14 protein-coding genes, 1 tRNA gene and 5 pseudogenes are annotated in these 19,014 nt (G+C 62.3%); 5 read left to right on the top strand and 15 right to left on the bottom strand.

Going from position 1 to position 19,014, the window contains the following annotated elements:
• Positions 1-181: 181 nt before the first annotated feature.
• Positions 182-757 carry a hypothetical protein gene (locus AC0X69_RS18000; protein ID WP_482609428.1) on the top strand — a complete coding sequence of 192 codons (576 nt, stop codon included), beginning with the start codon at positions 182-184 and terminating at the stop codon, positions 755-757.
• Between the two features lie 7 nt (positions 758-764).
• Here the strand turns inward: AC0X69_RS18000 and AC0X69_RS17995 are convergent, their stop codons facing one another.
• The 3 genes from AC0X69_RS17995 to proS are packed head-to-tail and all read right to left on the bottom strand — an operon-like array spanning position 765 to position 4,071.
• Positions 765-1,448, bottom strand: a complete 684-nt coding sequence (locus AC0X69_RS17995; protein ID WP_482609426.1) for an ABC transporter ATP-binding protein — start codon at positions 1,446-1,448, stop codon at positions 765-767.
• A gap of 5 nt (positions 1,449-1,453) precedes the next feature.
• Positions 1,454-2,734 carry a lipoprotein-releasing ABC transporter permease subunit gene (locus AC0X69_RS17990; RefSeq protein ID WP_482609424.1) on the bottom strand — a complete coding sequence of 427 codons (1,281 nt, stop codon included), beginning with the start codon at positions 2,732-2,734 and terminating at the stop codon, positions 1,454-1,456.
• Positions 2,731-4,071 carry a proline--tRNA ligase gene (gene proS / locus AC0X69_RS17985; protein WP_482609422.1) on the bottom strand — a complete coding sequence of 447 codons (1,341 nt, stop codon included), beginning with the start codon at positions 4,069-4,071 and terminating at the stop codon, positions 2,731-2,733. Before proS ends, AC0X69_RS17990 begins: the two co-directional genes overlap by 4 nt.
• Positions 4,072-4,248: 177 nt before the next feature.
• Between proS and AC0X69_RS17980 the strand changes: the two genes are divergently transcribed.
• Positions 4,249-4,560: a GNAT family N-acetyltransferase gene (locus tag AC0X69_RS17980; protein WP_482609420.1), complete on the top strand. Its 312-nt coding sequence runs from the start codon at positions 4,249-4,251 to the stop codon at positions 4,558-4,560.
• 124 nt (positions 4,561-4,684) lie between these two features.
• On the opposite strand, the pseudogene AC0X69_RS17975 reads toward AC0X69_RS17980, so the two are convergent.
• Positions 4,685-5,251: pseudogene (locus AC0X69_RS17975) on the bottom strand (IS630 family transposase); the annotation flags it as partial.
• 52 nt (positions 5,252-5,303) lie between these two features.
• Positions 5,304-5,561 (bottom strand): annotated as a pseudogene (locus AC0X69_RS17970) (integrase core domain-containing protein); the annotation flags it as partial.
• A gap of 272 nt (positions 5,562-5,833) precedes the next feature.
• Here AC0X69_RS17970 and AC0X69_RS17965 point away from each other — a divergent pair.
• Entirely contained in the window at positions 5,834-7,048 is a 1,215-nt protein-coding gene (locus AC0X69_RS17965; RefSeq protein WP_482613438.1) for an IS110 family RNA-guided transposase, read from the top strand.
• A 95-nt stretch (positions 7,049-7,143) separates the two neighbouring features.
• On the opposite strand, the pseudogene AC0X69_RS17960 reads toward AC0X69_RS17965, so the two are convergent.
• The 7 genes and pseudogenes from AC0X69_RS17960 to AC0X69_RS17930 form a co-directional block, all read right to left on the bottom strand.
• A pseudogene (locus AC0X69_RS17960) lies at positions 7,144-7,965 on the bottom strand (helix-turn-helix domain-containing protein); the annotation flags it as partial.
• Between the two features lie 121 nt (positions 7,966-8,086).
• Positions 8,087-8,653 (bottom strand): annotated as a pseudogene (locus AC0X69_RS17955) (IS630 family transposase); the annotation flags it as partial.
• Between the two features lie 82 nt (positions 8,654-8,735).
• The gene (locus tag AC0X69_RS17950; protein ID WP_482609418.1) at positions 8,736-9,269 is read right to left on the bottom strand and encodes a c-type heme family protein; all 534 of its coding nucleotides are present in this window, start codon (positions 9,267-9,269) and stop codon (positions 8,736-8,738) included.
• Positions 9,270-9,342: 73 nt separating this feature from the next.
• On the bottom strand, positions 9,343-10,077 hold the full coding sequence (locus tag AC0X69_RS17945) for an RNA polymerase sigma factor (RefSeq protein ID WP_482609416.1): 735 nt from the start codon (positions 10,075-10,077) through the stop codon (positions 9,343-9,345).
• Positions 10,078-10,262: 185 nt separating this feature from the next.
• On the bottom strand, positions 10,263-10,634 hold the full coding sequence (locus tag AC0X69_RS17940) for a response regulator (RefSeq protein ID WP_482609414.1): 372 nt from the start codon (positions 10,632-10,634) through the stop codon (positions 10,263-10,265).
• A complete protein-coding gene (locus tag AC0X69_RS17935; protein WP_482609412.1) occupies positions 10,627-12,048 on the bottom strand; it encodes a sensor histidine kinase in 1,422 nt (473 codons plus the stop codon). Before AC0X69_RS17935 ends, AC0X69_RS17940 begins: the two co-directional genes overlap by 8 nt.
• Before the next feature lie 220 nt (positions 12,049-12,268).
• Positions 12,269-14,122, bottom strand: coding sequence for an ABC-F family ATP-binding cassette domain-containing protein (locus tag AC0X69_RS17930; RefSeq protein ID WP_482609410.1), 1,854 nt, complete (start codon positions 14,120-14,122; stop codon positions 12,269-12,271).
• A gap of 130 nt (positions 14,123-14,252) precedes the next feature.
• Between AC0X69_RS17930 and AC0X69_RS17925 the strand changes: the two genes are divergently transcribed.
• Positions 14,253-14,328 (top strand) — tRNA-Glu (locus AC0X69_RS17925).
• Positions 14,317-14,964 (top strand): hypothetical protein, encoded by a 648-nt coding sequence (locus AC0X69_RS17920; RefSeq protein ID WP_482609408.1) that lies wholly within the window; start codon positions 14,317-14,319, stop codon positions 14,962-14,964. The genes AC0X69_RS17925 and AC0X69_RS17920 overlap by 12 nt, the downstream gene beginning before the upstream one ends.
• On the opposite strand, the pseudogene AC0X69_RS17915 reads toward AC0X69_RS17920, so the two are convergent.
• The 3 genes and pseudogenes from AC0X69_RS17915 to AC0X69_RS17905 form a co-directional block, all read right to left on the bottom strand.
• Positions 14,887-15,924: pseudogene (locus tag AC0X69_RS17915) on the bottom strand (recombinase family protein); the annotation flags it as partial. The gene AC0X69_RS17920 and the pseudogene AC0X69_RS17915 sit on opposite strands and share 78 nt — an antisense overlap.
• A gap of 17 nt (positions 15,925-15,941) precedes the next feature.
• Positions 15,942-16,175, bottom strand: a complete 234-nt coding sequence (locus tag AC0X69_RS17910) for a hypothetical protein (RefSeq protein ID WP_482609406.1) — start codon at positions 16,173-16,175, stop codon at positions 15,942-15,944.
• 136 nt (positions 16,176-16,311) lie between these two features.
• Positions 16,312-18,099 (bottom strand): DUF3363 domain-containing protein, encoded by a 1,788-nt coding sequence (locus AC0X69_RS17905; protein ID WP_482609404.1) that lies wholly within the window; start codon positions 18,097-18,099, stop codon positions 16,312-16,314.
• Positions 18,100-19,014: the final 915 nt, after the last annotated feature.

The following is a 19,014-nucleotide window of genomic DNA, read 5'->3' as shown; positions in this document are numbered from 1 at the left end:
GACAAGGGGGGGCGCTTGATTTATATTAACTAAAGCGCTGCTGGACGAGACTGGGACTATCATTCCTTTGCATCTCGCATTAGCGCACCGAGTGTGCGACATATGGCGCGTCGGGACCGGACCTGCGCGCAAAGAAGACCGCTCAATCACAGAGCGGCCGGTTCAGAAGGGAGAAAACCAGATGATCATGCGATTTATCGTCGCCGTGCTAATGGCGGCGGCCGGCTGGATCACGCAAGCGCATGCGCATGGCGACGTCGGCGTCAATCAGGGCCAGTGCTTGATGAAACTCGGCCCCGATACGATGACTTTTACCGGGTATCAGCCTCAAAAGTCGCGTGAGCAGTTCTGCGACGACATTCCAGACGCTGGCCCCACCATCATCACCCTCGACGCGCAGCAGGACGAATTGCGCGACATGAACCTCGAGATGCGGGTCATCCGCGACGTCGGCCAGAAGGATGACAATGAGAATCTCGAGGCCAATACTGAGTATTACTCTCCGCCCAAGAAGTATAAAACGGGCACCCTCACCTTCGAGCACGTCTTTCCTCAGGAAGGCAAGTTCATCGGTCTCGTGAAGGCGAAGAGCGATGACGGCACGAAGGAATATGTCGCCCGCTTCCCCTTCTCGGTCGGTCTGACCCAGTCGAGGGAAATCACCATCGCCGTATTCTTCGCGGGTCTGGCGCTGGTCGGGTTCGGCCTCTGGTACAAGAAGCAGTTCATCGACAAGAAGCCGCCGACGAAAGCCTAAGCCGACTTCAGCTTAGTTGCTCTATGCGACCGTCGCGTAAGGTTACGCGGCGGTCCATTTGTTTGGCGAGTTCGAGATTGTGAGTCGCGATGAGCGCCCCGAGCCCGGTGCTGCGCGCGAGCGCCAACAGCGTCCCGAAAACGTGCTCCGCCGTACGAGGATCGAGATTGCCGGTTGGTTCGTCGGCGAGCAGTAGATGTGGCGCATTGGCGACCGCGCGCGCGATCGCGACGCGCTGCTGTTCGCCGCCGGAAAGCTCTGAAGGCCGATGCGAGGCGCGCGGTCCAAGCCGCAAATAATCGAGCAGCTGCTGCGCCCGAGCGCGGGCTTCGCTCCCGCTCAGGCCATTGATCATCTGCGGCAGCGCCACGTTTTCGAGCGCCGAGAACTCCGGCAGCAAATGATGGAATTGATAGATGAAGCCGACCGTCGCGCGTCGCAGCCGCGTGCGCTCGGCGTCGCTCATGCGGGAGGTCGCCGCATTCTTGATCAGCACTTCGCCGCCGTCCTGCTTTTCCAGGAGGCCGGCGATATGCAGGAGCGTCGACTTGCCGGCGCCGGACGGCGCGAGCAGCGCGACCGTCTCGCCAGGGTAGATCGTCAGATTGACGTCGACCAAAATGTCGAGCCGCGCCTCGCCTTCGCGATAGTGGCGCGCGATGCGGCGTAGTTCGAGAACGGCCTCGCTCATCGCGGCTACTCGTGCCGCAGCGCTTCGATTGGATCGAGCGAGGCGGCTTTCCAGGCTGGATAGATCGAGGCGAGAACGGCGAGCGTAAGCGTCATGACGACGATCGCCGTCACCTCGCGGGGATCGACGATCGCCGGCAGCCGAGAGAGAAAATAGAACTCCGCCGGAAAGAGATTGGCGTCGAAGAGCTTGTTGACCAGGACGCGAATGGCGTCGAGATTCTTCGCGAGCGCAAGACCCAGCGCAAATCCGGCCAGCGTGCCGACGACGCCGATCGACGCGCCGATGATCAGGAAGACGCGCAGCACCGCGCCGCGCGTCGCTCCCATGGTGCGCAAGATGGCGATGTCCTGAGTCTTGTCCTTCACGAGCATTGTCAGCCCCGAGATGATGTTGAAGGCCGCCACCACGACGATCAGCGCCAGAATGATGAAGAGGATATTTTTCTCGACCTGCAGCGTGTCGAAAAAGGTCTTGTTGCGCTGGCGCCAGTCGGTGACGATGATCGGGCGCTCGATCGCCTTTTCGACGTTGAAGCGGAAATCGTCCATCTTCTCAGGATCGGTGACGAAGGCCTCGATGACGGTCGCCTCGTTCTCCTTGTTGAAGAAAAGCTGCGCCTCCGCGAGCGGCATATAGACGAAGACATTGTCGAACTCGGACATGCCGATCGAGAAAATCGCGACGACTTTGTAGGCCTTGATCCGCGGCGCGACTCCGAACGGCGTCTGCGCCCCCTTGGCCACGAGCAGGCTGACCGGGTCGCCGACGCCGACGCCAAGCGTCTCGGCCAGCCGCTGCCCGATGGCGACGCCGCCCGCCTTATCGAAACCGGCGAGCGCGCCGCTCTTGACGTTCGCCGCGACGCCGGGGAGCCGGGTCAGGTCCTTCTCGCGCACGCCCCGCACGAGCACGCCAGATTGGCCGAACTGGGTCGATATCCCCGCCGCGCCCTCGACCATCGGAATTGCAAGCTGAACGCCCGGCACCTTTGCGGCCTTTGAGGAAACCTGGTCCCAGTCGGTGAAGGGCGTCTCCACCGCCTGGAGAAAGGCGTGACCGTTGATGCCGATGATCTTGTCCATCAGCTCGCGATGAAATCCGTTCATCACCGAGGTGACGACGATGAGCGTGGCGACCCCGAGCATGATGCCGAGAAATGAGAAGCCCGCGATGACGGAGACGAAGCCGTCGGCGCGGCGGGCGCGCAGATAGCGCAGCGCCACTGTCCGCTCGAAGGCCGAAAAGGCTCCGGCGCCTCTCCCCGGCTGCGTGGCTTCGGTCATGCCTGCGCCTGGCCCATGCCGGCGACGATGCGGGTGACGGCGTCCTGCGGGGCGAGGAGCTCCCGCTCGCCGGTGCGGCGCTGCTTCACCTCCACCCTGCCCTCCGCGAGGCCCTTGGGCCCGACCAGGACCTGCCACGGCAGGCCGATGAGATCGAGGGTGGCGAATTTGGCGCCCGGGCGCTCGTCGCGATCCTCGTGCAGGACGTCCAGACCGGCGTTCTCGAGCTGCTCGACGAGTTCGGCGCAGACCTTCCCCGTCGCCGGATCGCCGACCTTCAGATCCGCCACCCCGACGTGGAAGGGCGCGACGGATTCGGGCCAGATGACGCCATTGTCGTCATGGCTCGCCTCGATGATGGCGGCGGCGAGGCGCGACGGCCCGATGCCGTAGGAACCCATTTGCACGACGACCTCCTTGCCGTCCGGACCGTTGACCACGGCCTTCATCGGCTCGGAATATTTGGTTCTGAAGTAGAAAATATGGCCGACTTCGATGCCGCGCGCCGCGACCCGCGCCTCCTCGGGAACCGCCGCGAAGGCGGCTGGGTCATGCATCTCGCTCGTCGCCGCGTAGCGGCTGGTCCATTTGTCGACGACCGCCTGCAATCCCGCGGCATCCTCGAAATCGATCGAGGCCGGCGGCGGCGCGAAGGAGAGGAAATCCTTGTGGCAAAAGACTTCGCTCTCGCCGGTCGACGCAAGGATGATGAACTCATGGCTGTTGCCGCCAATGGGGCCCGATTCCGCCGCCATCGGTATGGCCGTCAGCCCCATGCGCGCGAATGTGCGCAGATAGGCGACGAACATCTTGTTATAGGAGTGGCGGCCGGCTTCCGCCGTCAGATCGAAGGAATAGGCGTCCTTCATCAAGAACTCGCGCGAGCGCATCACGCCGAACCGCGGACGCACCTCGTCGCGGAATTTCCACTGGATATGGAAGAGATTGAGCGGCAGATCCTTGTAGGAGCGCACATAGGCCCGGAAGATCTCCGTGATCATCTCCTCGTTGGTAGGGCCGTAGAGCATCTCCCGGTCATGGCGATCGGCGATGCGCAGCATTTCCTTGCCGTAGGCGTCGTAGCGCCCCGACTCGCGCCATAGATCGGCGGGCTGGATGGTCGGCATCAGACATTCAATGGCGCCCGCGCGCGTCTGCTCCTCGCGGATGATGGCGTTGATCTTATTGAGCACACGCAGCCCGAGCGGGAGCCAGGCATATATGCCGGCCGACTCCTGTCGGATCATGCCCGCCCGCAGCATCAGCCTGTGCGAGACGATTTCCGCCTCTTTCGGCGTCTCGCGCAGGATGGGCAGAAAATAGCGGGAAAGGCGCATGTGGGATCCAGGTCAGCGAATCGAGGAGCAGCGAGCATAGCCCGTCGGCCGCCAGATAAAACGGCGCGGGCGGCGCTTTTGAACCCCGGCGCGGCGGAAAACGCAAGCGGCAGGCGCCCTTCCCTTTTGGCGAGGCGCGGCCCATTTCGGGACCATGAACTTCTGAGGAGGCCGGCAATGGGCAAGGCTATAGGAGAGGCTGCAGCCAGACATCCCTGGGGAAGCGTGCGCGACAACCCCGAACTCAGTCGCTTCGAACTCGACGTCGAGGGAGATGTGGCGCTCGTTTACTACCGCATCGACAATGGCGTGATGGTTTTCACCTCCACGCAGACGCCGCCGAGGCTGCGCGGTCAGGGCGTCGCGTCGGAGCTCATTCGCAACGCCTTGGAATTCGCGCGCGCCCGCGGGCTGAAAGTCCGGGGCGACTGCGCCTTCGTCGCCGATTACGTGCAGAAACACCCGGAATTCCAGACGCTGCTGCCCTGACGCATCAGCGAGATCGCCGCGGGCGATCAGCTTTCTCGGCGCGTACAACCAAGAAAAGGCCTCGACGCGCATGCATCGAGGCCCTTTTTGCGTGGAGAGCGCTAGTGTCCTGATTCAGAAGTTTCTATCCAGCTTTGGCTTGGAGGTCGAGGGTGCGACGGCAGAAGCGTTCGATGGAGGCCAGAATGTCGTCGGCTGACTTGGTCCAGCGCAGCGGCTTCGGATCAGCGTTCTGTTGGGCGAGGAAAGCCTTGATGGCGGCGATGAGGTCTTTGACGGACTTGTGCGCGCCTCGCTTGATCTGCTTTTCGGCCAGCAGCGCGAAGAAGCGTTCGACCTGATTGATCCACGACGACGATGTCGGCGTGAAATGCATGTGCCAGTGGGGCCGCTTGGCGAACCAGTTGCGGATCACTTGCGTCTTATGGCTCGAAGCGTTGTCCATCACGACGTGAATGTCGAGGCCGGCGGGAACGTTGCTCTCCACTTCGTCGAGAAACTTGCGGAACTCCTGCGCGCGATGGCGCGGCATGCATGTGCCGATCACACTGCCAGCCTTCACGGTCGTCTCAGCCGTGACAGCAGCGATGAAGCCGGCAAAGAGCGTCGTAGTGCCGTGGCGGTCGTAGTCGTGCGTGCGCCGCTCGACTTGTCCAGGGCGCATCGGCAGCAGCGGCTGCGTTCGATCAAGTGTACAAGTTGATATTTGATCTGACGGACGGCATGAGTTGGCCGATGTCGTTTCAGGCGGCGTTGCTCTCCTCGTTGGCCTGAAGATGACCTGATTTTTCACGCGCCAAGGGCAGCGCGTCAATAAAGGTCTGCATCGGCGTTTTTCCGAAGCACCATTTTCCCTGATGTGGGCGGAGTTCGTTGAACTCTCGCATCCACGCGTCAAGATCGCTCTGCAGCTCGTCGATCGTCGCATAGACCTTCTTGCGGAAAGCGATGCGGTAGAACTCGTCGAGCATGGTCTTGTGGAAACGCTCGACGATGCCGTTATCCGGTATGTGATTCCTGGCGCCTTTTCGTCCGGCTGTTTTCTTTTTGGGAACGGCGTATGGTGAGCCCATCCGGGACGAGGGGCGCCGGGAGCACGAAGGTGCGGGCAGGCCGCCGATAGACATTGGGCTGAGAGCCCGAGCTCGTTACATGGCCGCCCCTGCGACTTTCCCGGATGCGCCGCGAGCGCGGATCAGTAGATGTCGTGTTGCCCGCCAGCTCCCATTTTGAACGAGGCAAAGGGGAGAGATTGGGCATGCGCATCATTGGACTGGACATTCACCGAGCTTTCGCCGAAGCGGTGGCTTGGGATGACGGAAAGCTAAAGCGGCTAGGGCGCGTTGACATGCGACGCGCGCTTCTGACGGCCTTTGCGCAAAAACTCTCGGAAGATGACACCGTGGTTATCGAGGCGACGGGCAATGCAGCGGCTGTCGCAGCGGTTATCGCTCCGCATGTCAAGAAGGTCGTGATCGCGAACCCGAAGCAAGTGCGCATGATCGCTCACGCGAAGATCAAAACCGATACGATCGATGCGAGCGTATTGGCTCAGCTCTACGCCAGCGGCTTCCTGCCCGAAGTTTGGATCCCCGACGAACCGACGCAGGCCTTGCGCCGTCAGGTGACGCGTCGCAATCAGATTGTCCGACAGAGATCCCGTCTCAAGAACATCATACAATCGATTTTGCATGCCTATCTCATCCCGTCTTGCCCGCATGCAGATCTCTGCGGACCTAAGGGCCGGGCCTGGCTCGTCGAGCAGGTCGTGCCCGAGGATGAGCGCCTCGCGATCGAACGGCATCTGCGCGAGTTCGACCGCCTGGGCGAGGACCTGAAAGTGATCGAACGCGATCTGGCCCGCTCGGCTCTTTCGGACGATGGCGTCAAGCGTCTGATGACGATCCCGGGCGTCGACATGGTGGTGGCGCTTGCGATCGTGGCTGCGGTTGGCGATGTGACCCGTTTCGGCGAACCGCAGAAGCTTGTCAGCTACCTCGGCTTGAACCCAAGTGTCCGGCAGTCGGGACCAGGGCCGGCTTATCACGGCCGGATTACCAAGCAAGGCCGCGGTCATGCCCGCGGCATGCTCGTAGAGGCCGCCTGGGCCGCGGCGCGCGCGCCGGGTCCTTTGAGAGCTTTCTTTCTCCGGGTCAGGGCCCGGCGCGGCCAGCATGTAGCGGCCGTCGCGACCGCGCGCAAACTCGCCATCGTGATTTGGCATCTCTTGACCAAGGGCGAGAGCTATGTGTGGGCGCGTCCGTCGCTGCACGCGAAGAAGCTGCGCGACCTCGAGCTCAGGGCAGGATTCAAGCCGGCGCGCGGCCAAAAGGGCGCAGCTCACGCCTACAACATCAAGAGTTGCCGAGACGAGGAGCGGAGGTGGGTGGAGCAGGCCGAAACGGCTTATGCCCGCTTTGTCTCCGGATGGAACCCTCGCGGCCCAAAAAGGGTGCGCACAGGCGCCGCAAACGAGGTGCGACGATAAAGGCTGCGCGGCAGGGCTCTCACCTCATGCCCTGCTCTTCGCCACGCGGTCACCCGTGCGCAGGGAGAGAATAACCCAAATCCGAAAAATAAACTCTTGTCGATCACATCAGTGGTTTGCGGGCTCTTCGCCTTAGTGCGCGTATGGTCGATGTCCTCGACCGCGAGATACAGCTCGTATTCGTGCCGCTCGGGGTTGCCGCAATATTCCGTTCCGCGATCGGTGAGCACGCGTTGCAGCGGAATGCCGTGCTCCTCGTAGAAGGGAATGACGCGGTCGTTCAAGAGATCGGCGGCGGTGATCGGCGTCTTGCGGTCGTAGAGCTTAGCGAAGCCAACCTTGGCGTAGGTGTCGACGAAGGTCTGCTGGTAGACACGGCCGACGCCTTTCAACGTGCCGACGTAGAAGGTGTCCTGCGCGCCGCAATAACCGGGGCATTCGAAGACGAATTCGCCATGCGCTTCCTTGTCGGACTTGGCTTTTTCCAGGGCGGCGACCTGCGCCTCGGTGAGGATCAGCTGCTCCTGCGCCATCTTGGCTTCGAGCGCCTTCAGCCGGTGTTTCATGGTCGCGAGGTCGTGGCGCAGCCAGATCGAGCGCACGCCGAACGGCGATACGCTGATCCCTTTCTTGGCCAGTTCGTTGGCGACACGCGTCTGCCCCCAGGCCGGCTGGTCGATCGCCATGGCGACGACCGCCGCTTCGGTCTCGGGCGCGACCCGGTTCTTCAGCAACGGCTTGCGACGAGACAGTTCCTGCAGCGCCAGTTCGCCGCCTTTGTCATAAAGGTCCTTGAAGCGATAAAAGCTGTCGCGGCTGTACCCCATGATTTTGCAAGCCTGGCTGACGTTGCCAAGCTGCTTGGCGAGCTCGAGCAGGCCGGCCTTGGCGCGGATGACTTTCTGATCCTTGGTCATATCGGTGTCTCCTGGAGACGCCGTGGCGGGGGCTGCGCTACCCCGACCAACTCCGCCCCCGCCACGGCTCCCACGCGTGGCTAAAAACACCGTCCGTCAGATTAAGTCAAAACTTGTACAGATCAAGCGCTTGTATTTGGCTCTTTTCATCCACGCATATCACCAGCGCCTTGTCGGGCGGATCGAGATAGAGGCCAACGATGTCGCGCACTTTCTCGACGAACTGCGGGTCGGTCGAGAGCTTGAAAGTCTCGGTGCGATGCGGCTGTAGGGAGAATGCACGCCAAATGCGATGAACCGACGAAGTCGACACGCCCGATGCTTTCGCCATGCCGCGCGTGCTCCAGTGCGTCGCGTTCTTGGGCTGCGTTTCGAGTGTCCTGGTCACGATCTCCTCAACGCGGTCGTCGCCGATCTTGCGTGGCGCGCCACAGCGCGGCTCATCGTCGAGACCATCGAGACGGTGCTTGGCGAAACGCTCGCGCCATGTGCGCACGGTCTGCCGCGTTACACCGACCGCAGCCGCGATCTCGCAGTTGTTGAGCCCGTCAGCGGCCCGCAACACGATCTCCGCGCGTTGCGCATGCCCACGCGCCACCTTGCGTCGCCGGACGAGCCTTTTGAGGTATTCCCGTTCGTTCTCGCTGAGCTTAATCTTGCTCGCTTTGGTCGCTCCGTCCCTCGCCATGCCGCCCTCCCGAATCCCGCCTGGGCCGAAGGAATCACAATCGCGAAAACGTGGCTAGTAATTTCTGGGACAGGACACTAGCCTACTTCACCACCGGCATGGTGTAGGACAGCGCGCCGATATTGCCCTTGTCGCCCTTGAAATGGGCGTGACACATGACGCAATTTTCGGAGATGACGGGTATTCCGGTGGCCATGCGCAGATACCGCTTGCCGCCCTGCTCCATGACCTCTTCATAGACCTGGTCGCCGCCGCGCAGCCTTTTCGCCGCCGTCTTTTCGAAAGCGTCCTTAGGCTCGTCGTCCGGATCGCCGACCTTATCGGTCAGGCCGATGAGCCTGACGTCATACCAGCCGTTCTTTTTCATCGCGGCGAAAAGCGCCTTGGCCGCAGAGGCGGCGGACGGGTCGGACGGCTTCTTCACATAGGTTTCGTCGATCAGCACCACGGCCGTCTTGAAGACGTCGTCGAGCATTTTGATGTGCTGCCGCGTGCGCTCGATCTCGGGATCATTGGCAGGGGCTGTGTTTTCGGCGGATGCAGCGAACGTCGCGGCGGCCAATCCTCCGCCCATCGCAAGCGCCATAACGATATTTCTGGTCATTCCCTTAGTCATCTTTTCCTCCCGGCCCGAGCGACCGCCTTTGGCGCACGGGGCGCCAACTTCGCTCACGACTGCTGCGTGACGGTCATTGGATGAGCGCGGGCGGAAAAGGTTCCCGAATTTTTTTGGGTGACGACAGGCGCGCCAATACGGCGCGCGCGCATTGCGCGCAGCGCGCCCCTCCGAAGGGAAACGCCTCCATGACAAAGGGGCCGATGTCCTTCTCCAGCTGGTCGCGAATGAGGCGGCGGGCGCGATGCAGGCGGGTCTTCACCGTCTCCGGCCGCAGCTCAAGGAATTGCGCGGTCTCCGCGACTCCCAGGCCTTCAATGACGCGCAAGACGAAAACGACGCGAAAATCCTCTGGCAGCCTGTCAGTCGCCTGCTCGACGAGGCGGAGAATTTCGCGCTGCGCCAGAGATTTCTCGGGATCGTCGCAATCGTTCGTCTGAGAGGCGAATATCCCCTCCGACTCTTTCTTTGGCGCGCCGAAATAATGAATGAGCTTGGCCCGTCGGCGGACTCGCAGCCGCGCCGACGCCTCGTTGATTGTGATCCGCGCGAGCCATGTGGCGAGGCCGGCCTCGCCCCGAAATCCGTCAAGATGGGTGAACGCCTTGAAATAGGCTTCCTGCACCACGTCCTCGGCCTCATGGCTGTCGAGCACGATGCTCCGAGCGATCCGGTAAAGACGGCGATTGTTGCGCGCCATGATAAGGCGCAGCGCCTCTTCTTCGCCCGCCAGAGCGCGCTGCGCGAGCAAGCGTTCGTCTCGCCTCTCCATCTCTGGCGTTATTTGCGCCGCTTGCGTGCCTTCCATCCGATGGGCCTCTTTCTAGGCCTCAAGGATAAGGCTTCTCAGGTCTAACCATAGAGCCAGTGAAGGCGCATTCCTGCAAAGTCAAAGGACCGCGAACCGTTAAGCTTGCGCCTGCAAGGGAGACCGCGCTCTCGTGAGATATCTCGCACGCGCCCATCCCCTACGCGCCCGACGACCGCGCGTATTTACGAACGGTGCAAGAAGGCTTCTCTGATGGCCTTCTCCAAGGAACGGACGCTAAACGGCTTCGAAAGCTTGGGGGTTTGAGCAAAACGCTCAGGCAGCATCTTGACGTCGTATCCCGTCGCAAAAATCACCGGAACCTCCGCCGCCACCAACCCATCGGCCAAAGGGAACGTATTCGAGCCGTCCAGATTCACGTCCAGAATCGCGGCGTCGAGCTTGTTCGCTTGCGCGAGCGCCATGCCTTCGTCGAGTCGACCTGCGGGGCCAACCACCGCCCCGCCCAGATCTTCAACCATGAGGCTGAGATCGAGCGCCATGACAAAGTTGTCCTCCACGATCAGGACGCGATGACCTTTGAGCAGCTCACCCATCGTGCTTCCCCGTGTTTGCGCGCGGCAAGTGAAACTCAAGCCGATAGTCGGCGCCGTCCGAGGCAAAGGAGAGCCGTGCGCTTCCCCCCAACATGTACGCCAGGTTTCTCTCGATGACCTCTGTGCCAAACCCTCTCGTTGGCTCAGCGTCTTCAACCTTCACGCCGCGTTCTCGCCAACCGAACCTCAAATGCTCGCCTTCTCCCGTTTGATCCAGGCTCCAACGGACTTCGATCCGTCCCTGTTGGGCTTTCAGCGCGCCGTGTTTGGCTGCATTCGTGGTCAGTTCATGGATCGTCATTCCCATGGCCTGAGCTTCGCGAGGCAGAAGAGCGACCGCCGGTCCCTCCACCGTGACATTCGCCCCCGGCTCCACGCCGCCCGCGGTAAGCTCCGCGACCACGATGTCCCGAAGCTGAATTGCGCCGGACGGAGCCGTCAGCAGCAGGTCCTGCGTCCTTGCAAGCGCATCCAGCCGCGCGTCAAATGCTTCGAGGAACGCATCGAGGCTGCGGTGGCGCCTTCGTGTCTGCCGCGCCATCGAACGCACCTTGCCGAGAATGTTTTTCACCCGGTGCTGAAGCTCCCCCATCAAGGCGTTCTGGCGCATCTCGTGATGACGCTGCTCGGTGACATCGCGAATGGCGAGGAGAATGAGATTTGTGTGGTCAAGTCGGCGAGCGTTGAGCAGCATGGTTCGAAGACCGATCGTTTCGAACTCATTTTCTATTTCGTAGTCGTCGAAGCTGTTTTGTTCCGGCAGAATCCGCTCCAGCAGCGTGCGCAGTTCGGCGATGTTCCACTGGCCATTGCCGAGCTCCCAGATGAAACGGCCTTCGGTCTGCTCTCTGGACGCCATGAAATGATCGTAAAAACTCAGATTGGCGTAGCGAACGCGCAGATCCCAACCCAGAACCAATATGCTTTCTCGAATGCTGTCGATGAGTTTCTCGGCGAAATCCCTCTCGCCTTCGAGTTCGAAGCGCAGGCGCTCGCTTTCCGTGATGTCGTTGATGGCGAGGAGTATCGTGTCGCTTTCGCCCTCGCGGCGCATGCCGTTCGCATTCAGGAGCATGATCCGCTTGCCGATAGAGTGAAATTCATGCTCCACCCGAAACCCGCAGATGGTGGAATCTTCTTTCAAGACGTCGTCTAACAGCCGCCGCAACGGAGCAATATTCCACTGGCCATTGCCGAGAGAATAGATTGCCTGACTGAGAGTTTCGGCAGGCGCGACCTTGAACTGGCGATAGAAGGCGGGGTTTGCAGCCATGACTCGCAGTTCCGAGTCGAGCACGAGCAGCGGCTCAGCGATGGTTTCGACGATCGCCGATGTGAGCGAGCGCTCGCGCCATACGCCCGGCGCGTTCGGCGCCACAGCTACCGGTCGATGGCGAGGCAGTGGCTCAGTCATCGTATGCCGCCGATCGGGCTGACTGGCTTGTTTCGCAACCCTGGAGCAGAGCTGCTTCCAGAAGATGGCGTAGAGAACAGCCTATTTTTTTAGGGCGACGTTCGGCGCAATCAAGTCTGCACAGATGTCGAGCAGCGCCGTGGGGCGCCGGTCTATCTTTTGTCCTGTGGCTTGATAGCAATATGACCGTGTCAGCGCCGTCAGCGCCAGATAGTCCACCCTATGCGTCGGCTTCGGCGGCGAGCTCCAGCCACTGCTCTTCAGCCGCGGCGAGCGCTCGCGCCAATTCCTCGCGCTGCGATGCAAGCCGCGCCGCCTCCTGTGGATTGCGCGCGAAGGCGTCTGGCGCCGCGAGCGCCTCGTCGACCCGGGCGAGAAGCTGCGCGAATTTCTCGACGCGCTCCTCCGCGGCCGCGAGTTTGCGCCGCGTCTGTCCCGCGTCACGGCGCTTCGGCGCCTCTTGCCTCGGCTTCTCGTCGAGCGCGGGCGCGCCTTTCGGCTCTTCGTTACGAGATTTCGAGAGCACCAATCGCGCATACTCGTCCATATCGCCGTCGAAGGCGCGCACCGTTCCGTCGTCGACAAGCCACAGTCGATCAGCGCAGGCCTCGAGCAGATAGCGATCGTGCGAGACCAGAATCACGGCGCCCTCATAATCATTGATCGCCTCGATCAGCGCCGCGCGGCTGTCGATGTCGAGATGGTTCGTCGGCTCGTCGAGAATCAACAGATGCGGCGCATTGAACGCGGCGACGCCGAGCAGCAGCCGCGCCTTCTCGCCGCCCGAGAGATTTGCGATCGGCGTATCGGCGCGCGCGCCGGAAAATCCCGTCTGCGCCGCGCGGGCGCGAATGCGGGCCTCGGCCGCGCCCGGCATCAGCCGCGCAAAGACGGCGTAAGGCGTCTCGCTCTCGTTCAGCTCATCGATCTGATGCTGAGCGAAAAATCCCGCTTCCAGCTTCGGCGCGCGCACCATCTCGCCACCGCAGGGCGCAAGGCGCCCCGCCAGCAGTTTGGCGAAGGTCGATTTGCCATTGCCATTGGCGCCGAGGAGGCCGATGCGATCGTCGTTCGAAATCGACAGGGAAAGCCGCGACAGCACGACGCGGTCGCCATAGCCGACCGCCGCTCTCTCCAGCGCGATGATCGGCGGCGACAACGGTTTTTCCGGCGAGGGCAGGTGAATGGGCAGGATGGCGTCATCGACGATCGCCGCGACCGGCTCCATTTTGGCGAGAAGTTTGAGGCGCGACTGCGCCTGGCGCGCCTTGGTCGCCTTGGCGCGGAAACGGTCGACGAAGGCCTGCAGATGCTTGCGCTGCTCTTCCTGCTTCTTGGCGCCCTTGGCGGCGAGGAGCTGCGCCTCGCGCCGCTGTTTTTCGAAGGAGGAGTAGTCGCCCTTATAGAGCGTCAGCCTGCCGCGCTCGAGATGCAGGATGTGGGTGGCGACGTCGTCGAGCAGGTCGCGGTCATGGCTGATGACGATAACGCTCGCCGGATAGCGCGAGAGATAATCGACGAGCCAGAGCGTGCCTTCGAGATCGAGATAGTTGGTGGGCTCGTCGAGGAGCAGCAGGTCGGGCTGGGAGAACAGCACCGCGGCGAGCGCGACGCGCATGCGCCAGCCGCCGGAGAATTCCGATAAGGGCCGGCGCTGCGCGGCGGCGTCGAAACCGAGCCCGTGCAGGATCGCGGCGGCGCGGGCGGGCGCCGAATGCGCGTCGATGTCGGCGAGCCGGGTCTGGATTTCGGCGATGTCATGCGGATCATGCGCCGCCTCGGCGCGCGCCAGCAATTCGGCGCGCTCAAGGTCCGCCGCCAGCACGAAGTCGATCAGCGCCGTCGGCCCGCCGGGCGCCTCCTGCTCGACCCGTCCCAGCCTCGTGCGCGCAGGGAGCGAAATGGCGCCGCTTTCGGGCGCGATTTCGCCGCTGATCAGCCGGAAGAGCGTGGTCTTGCCGGCGCCATTGCGGCCCACGAAGCCGGCGCGCGAGCGGCTGGGGAGAAAAACCCCCGCGTGGTCGAAGAGCAGCCGGTCGCCGAGCCGGTAGACGAGATCGTTGATCGTGAGCATCGCCGCGATGCTTTAGGGCCTCGCCGGAGGGGGCGCAAACTGGGGCGATCTGGCGCGCGCGGCGGTCTTGTGTTGCGCCGTCCGCGCCTCTATACACGCCCTCGCGCCGCCGCGATCCGGCCGCGCAGCCGCGCCCATCGTCTAGAGGCCTAGGACGTCGCCCTTTCACGGCGAAAACAGGGGTTCGAATCCCCTTGGGCGCGCCATTTGCGTATAAAACTGCGAACACCCTTGCCGATCTGTTCTCCGGCGATAACGGCCTGTTCCAGACTGGCCTTGGAGCCGTAGATGCGGATGATCTTGTCGTCCACCTCGATGGCGTCGACGATCGAACGCAGATAGGCCTTCCGGAAGGTGGTCTCGGCGGTCGTTATGCGCTCCCGCATGAAAGCGCCGAAGCGCTCGACTTGATCCGGCTCCAACGTGATCTCAGGCGCAAGCTGAACCTTGATGCGCTCCAAGGCCGCCTTGGCGCGGTCGCGGTCCGATTTGAGTGCGGCAAGCCGGTCCGCCAGCGTGTCATCGATGTCCGTGACGCCATCCTCGACCAGTTTGTAGAGGCGACGCAGCTTGTCGTTGGCCTGGGCGATCTCTTGTTGCAGGAGGCACGCCCGCTCCTGAACTTCAGCGTCATTCGATGCTCGCTTTTCAGCCAGGGAGGTCAGAAGGCCGGCCAAACGATTTGGGCCAAGCAACCGGTCTGCGAGATGGGTAGTCACCAGCCCGTCGAGTCGGTCCATGGCAATGGATCGACCTTTACAGCCCGACTTGCCGACTCGGGAGGCCGTCGAGCAAGAATAGTAGCGATGCACCTTGCCGGATTTCGAGGTGCCCGTACGTAGTGTCATCGCGCCGCCGCACGTCGCGCAATGCGCCAGGCCCGTGAGGAGGATCGGCCCCGTGATGATGCGCGGCGGCAGGGTTCGTGGGTCGCGCGCTTTCAGGCTCGCCTGAGCTCGGTCGAAAACTGGCCGTTCGATGATCGCCGGAACCGCAACTTCGATGATTTCATTCGCGGGTTTGGATCGTCCGGTCTTGGCTTCGCGCTGGTTAAATCGCCAACTCCCGGCGTAGACTGGGTTCGTGAGTATCTTGTGAACCGAGGCGACGCCGAAACGGGCACCAAGCCGTGTCCGTAGCCCTCGCGCATTCAGCGTCTTTGTCACCTCTTTGACGCCCATCGGACCTTTGCCGCCACCCCCTTCGAGATAGAGGCGGTAGATCAGCCGCACCGTCTCGGCTTCGACTGGATCGATGACAAGTTTCTTCTTGGTCCGGTGGCCGCGCTTGTCGACCTCGCTCAGCGTGAAGCCAAGCGGCAAGCGCGAGCCATTGTAGAAGCCCTGGCGGGCATTCTCCTTCATGGCCCGCAAAACATGTTTGCCGTTCTCGCGGCTCTGATATTCGTCGAACAGCGCGATGACCTGCCGCATCATGACCTGCGCCGGATCGTCGCCAAGCTCCTGCGTGATGGAAACGAGCCGGACATTGTGCTTGGCGAGCTTGCGGACATACATTTCCAGGCCGAACGCGTCGCGAAAGAACCGTGAGAAAGAATGAACGACGATCGCATCGATTGGATGGTCGTCGTCGCAGGCGCGCTCGATCATGCGCTGGAACGCGGGCCGATTGTCGTCCATCGCTGAGGCGCCGGGCTCGACGTATTCCGCGACGACGCGCCAACCGTGGCGCGCACAATAAGCGGTGGTCTGTGCCTGTTGATCCGGAATGGAAAGATCGACCTCAGCTTGCCGCGTCGTCGAAACCCGCAAATAGAGCGCTGCGCGGATAATGTCGTTCATCTGGACGCTCCCAGGGCTCAGTGCCGAGATCGCAGAAATGCGTCGAGCAAGTCGCCGAGTAAACTCTCCACAATAGCGACCTCGGCTCGCGTGATCGGAATATCTTCGGGCAAATCGTCAGTGACGGCGATTTTTTCGGCGACTTGGGCTTTTCTCGGAGACGAATCATAGCGCGTCAGCGTGCGAACGCCATCGTCATTTCCGTCATCCACAGAAGCAATCTTGCGACGTTCGCGGCGCTGCTGAACCATGCCGGTAGGATGGCGACAAATATTCGCGGCGCGAACCGCCCAATCGCTCGATACAACGCGCCGCGTACGCCGGCGCAAAAGAAGAAATAAAGGAAGGCGCTGGCGAGCCTATGGCGGCAATGAACTTTGCCGCCTCTTACATCCCGATTCCAATTCCGCGCGAGCGGGTAAAATCCCACGAGATGCCCGAGTCGCGCACGATGCCGCTGATCTGGCGGCCGAGGCGGTCGTCCATCACCGGCCGCCAAGGAACGAGCGTGAACTCGTAGGCGTTCTCGATCACCGCGTATTTGCCGGAGATGAGATTGGTCGTGCCGGTGAAGACGCCCGAGATGCGCTCGCCTTCCGCTTTCATTCTGAACGGCGCTTGTTTGTCCGCCGCCATGAATTGCCCGACGCGTTCGATCTCGCGCCGCTCCAGTCGGGCGACCAGGTCTGCCGGCACGTGGATGACGTTATCCGGCGTGCGCCGGGCGTGACCCATGGCGACCAGCGTCTCTCGGCGTTCCTTCATCGCCCGATCGACCTCAGCGCCAAATCCGGCGCGCACGATGGCCCCGCGATTGGACGAGGTCATCTCCCGGTCGAGCCAGGTGGCGCCGTTGGTGTCGATCTGAGCCTCAAGGTCGAGACTGGAAAGGACGCGCAGCGTCATCCGTCCGCGCCGTTGGGCGTCGTACTCGGCCGTGCGCGCCTCGAAGTCGGCCGGGAGACGCCAGTGGTCGGCGTCGATCCGCTCCACAATCCCCGCCCGGCGCAGCGCCTCCAGCCGTCGGACATGGCTCTCGACATAGGAGTCATAGTCGCCGCCCAGAACACGGACGCGGCTCACCTCCGCCATGATGCGGTGGACGCTCGGCCGATACTCGCCTGAGGCGTCGGCGAGCTGCGCGATGTTGCGGTCGGCCGGTCGCGGGCCCGCGGGCGCGGGGGCGATCTCCACAATCGATCCGATTGACGCTTCCTCGGCGGCGTTCGCCATCGCCTCGGAGCCGACCGCGACATGGTGGACGCGCCCGTCAAGGCCATCGACGACGAAGCTGAGCCGCTCGCCGAGTTCGTCGGTCAGCCGCTTGTCGATCACGCGGCCAATGATGCGGATTTTAGCCTCTTCGCCGTGAAGGGAATAGCTTTCCAGCGCGCGCTCTTCGCCGCGCGCCTTCAGCGCCCGGTTGATCGCCTTGACGATGTCGCCGCGCTCGCCAAGTTCCCGTAGCGTCGACTCCAAATGGTCGGACAGTTTCCACACGCCCGGCTCGCTCTCCGCGGCGAGGCCATAGCGCGCCAAAGTCTGCAATCTGCCGATGCGTAGCGTTCGATCAAAGTCGGCGCGGACCTGGCCGGTTTCCGGCCGCAGATCGAGCCTTCCCTCGCCAGCCTCGGCGAGCATTGCCCGGTCGATCCGGGTGAAGCGCTCGACGGCGATTTCCGCCGTGAGTTTCGTTCGCAGTTCGAGGTCGCTCTCTGGACCCAATTCGAGCGTCGCCAACTCCTGCGCGCGCAGCCGGACGCCATCGGTGATGTAGTCCTGGGCGATGATCAAATCCTTGCCCGTCTCATCCTTGCCCCGGATGACGACATGGCTATGCGGATGGCCGGTGTTGAAATGGTCGACCGCGACCCAGTCGAGCCTTGTTCCGAGGTCTGCCTCCATTTGCTTCAACACGTCACGGGTGAAGGCGCGAAGGTCTGAAAGCTGATCGCCGTCTTCAGGGGCGACGATGAATCGGAACTGATGCCGATCCTCGCGCCCTTGCTCCAGAAACGAGCGGCCATCGGCCACGTCAGTTTCCGCTCCGTAAAGCCTCCCTTTCTCTCCTTCCCGGTCCGTCCCGTCGCGCTGCAAATAGCGTAGATGCCCGTCGGCTCCCTTGCTCCTGAGTTTCAACCTGACAATCCGCGCCTTCACGACGACGCGGCGCATTCGTTCGCTCGGCCCGCGCCCCTCGGCAGCCAGCTTCAATCGATCGGCTGTCGCCTGACCCCGACCGATGCGGCAGCATCTTCCTTTCCGGGGACGACCCGACGCGCCATCTCGTCGCCGTTCGGAACGACCGCTGCGCTTCGACGCAGGCCCGATCCCGGCGCCCTTCGCCTTCGTCACGGCCTTCATCACCTGCGCGACGAAGGAGCGCGGTCTCCGCGACGCGGCGCGGCCTCGATCACGAATTTTCCCGGCGCGGAGTCGAAGGTCGGAAGCGTCGTCGCTACTCATGAGCAACAGCTTGCGCTGGCGACGCGGCAAAACAAGCGGAAACCCGACCAGCTCGCATCATGGCGTTGAAAAAGAAACGGAATGCGGAAAGACGCACACTGCGAAAAATCGTTCTACCCGGCAATAACAATGTGCAGACAAAACCTTGCACGCAACAGGCCCTGTTGCTTTAATCTTGCCCTCTTAATCGGATGCATTTTCGTCGACTGCTTCGACATCGTCGTTTCTCCGATCTTGCGCGATAGTCTACTCTGAACTTTTCAGCAGCAAGCAGCTCTTTGACAGGCGAGAGTTCTGGCGCGCCGCGCACTCTCCCGCGCTCATCGACAGCGTGTTTTTCGTAGCTCGGCTGCAACAGCCAAATGGCATCGGATCCGTCGCGGCGCACATTGCCATCGGATTCACGGGGCAGCGTCACAGGCGTTCCGGCGTGGTCCGAGTGAACGCCCTCAGGCAACGAATGGCCTGCCCCATCTGCAAGCGTTGTGATCATAATGGACCTCACAATCTGCCTCAAAATGTCCGGCCAAGATGGAGAGTCGCGCGCCCGGTTCCTGATAAGATATCCGCCTCGGATTGGCCCTTGCCTGATGACAGGTTTACCGAACGCCGATCGATTGTTGG

It is taken from the genome of Methylocystis sp. Uni0008 (genome assembly GCF_056838045.1).
Note: the sequence above shows the minus strand (reverse complement) of the source record. Positions and strands in the feature narration are given on the sequence as shown.

Bases quoted from the DNA above. Each gene is read 5' to 3' on its own strand.
- AC0X69_RS18000 (WP_482609428.1), top strand. From the start codon at position 182: ATGATCATGCGATTTATCGTCGCCGTGCTAATGGCGGCGGCCGGCTGG.
- AC0X69_RS17995 (WP_482609426.1), bottom strand. From the start codon at position 1,448: ATGAGCGAGGCCGTTCTCGAACTACGCCGCATCGCGCGCCACTATCGC.
- AC0X69_RS17990 (WP_482609424.1), bottom strand. From the start codon at position 2,734: ATGACCGAAGCCACGCAGCCGGGGAGAGGCGCCGGAGCCTTTTCGGCC.
- proS (WP_482609422.1), bottom strand. From the start codon at position 4,071: ATGCGCCTTTCCCGCTATTTTCTGCCCATCCTGCGCGAGACGCCGAAA.
- AC0X69_RS17980 (WP_482609420.1), top strand. From the start codon at position 4,249: ATGGGCAAGGCTATAGGAGAGGCTGCAGCCAGACATCCCTGGGGAAGC.
- AC0X69_RS17950 (WP_482609418.1), bottom strand. From the start codon at position 9,269: ATGACTAAGGGAATGACCAGAAATATCGTTATGGCGCTTGCGATGGGC.
- AC0X69_RS17945 (WP_482609416.1), bottom strand. From the start codon at position 10,077: ATGGAAGGCACGCAAGCGGCGCAAATAACGCCAGAGATGGAGAGGCGA.
- AC0X69_RS17940 (WP_482609414.1), bottom strand. From the start codon at position 10,634: ATGGGTGAGCTGCTCAAAGGTCATCGCGTCCTGATCGTGGAGGACAAC.
- AC0X69_RS17935 (WP_482609412.1), bottom strand. From the start codon at position 12,048: ATGACTGAGCCACTGCCTCGCCATCGACCGGTAGCTGTGGCGCCGAAC.
- AC0X69_RS17930 (WP_482609410.1), bottom strand. From the start codon at position 14,122: ATGCTCACGATCAACGATCTCGTCTACCGGCTCGGCGACCGGCTGCTC.
- AC0X69_RS17910 (WP_482609406.1), bottom strand. From the start codon at position 16,175: ATGGTTCAGCAGCGCCGCGAACGTCGCAAGATTGCTTCTGTGGATGAC.
- AC0X69_RS17905 (WP_482609404.1), bottom strand. From the start codon at position 18,099: ATGCGCCGCGTCGTCGTGAAGGCGCGGATTGTCAGGTTGAAACTCAGG.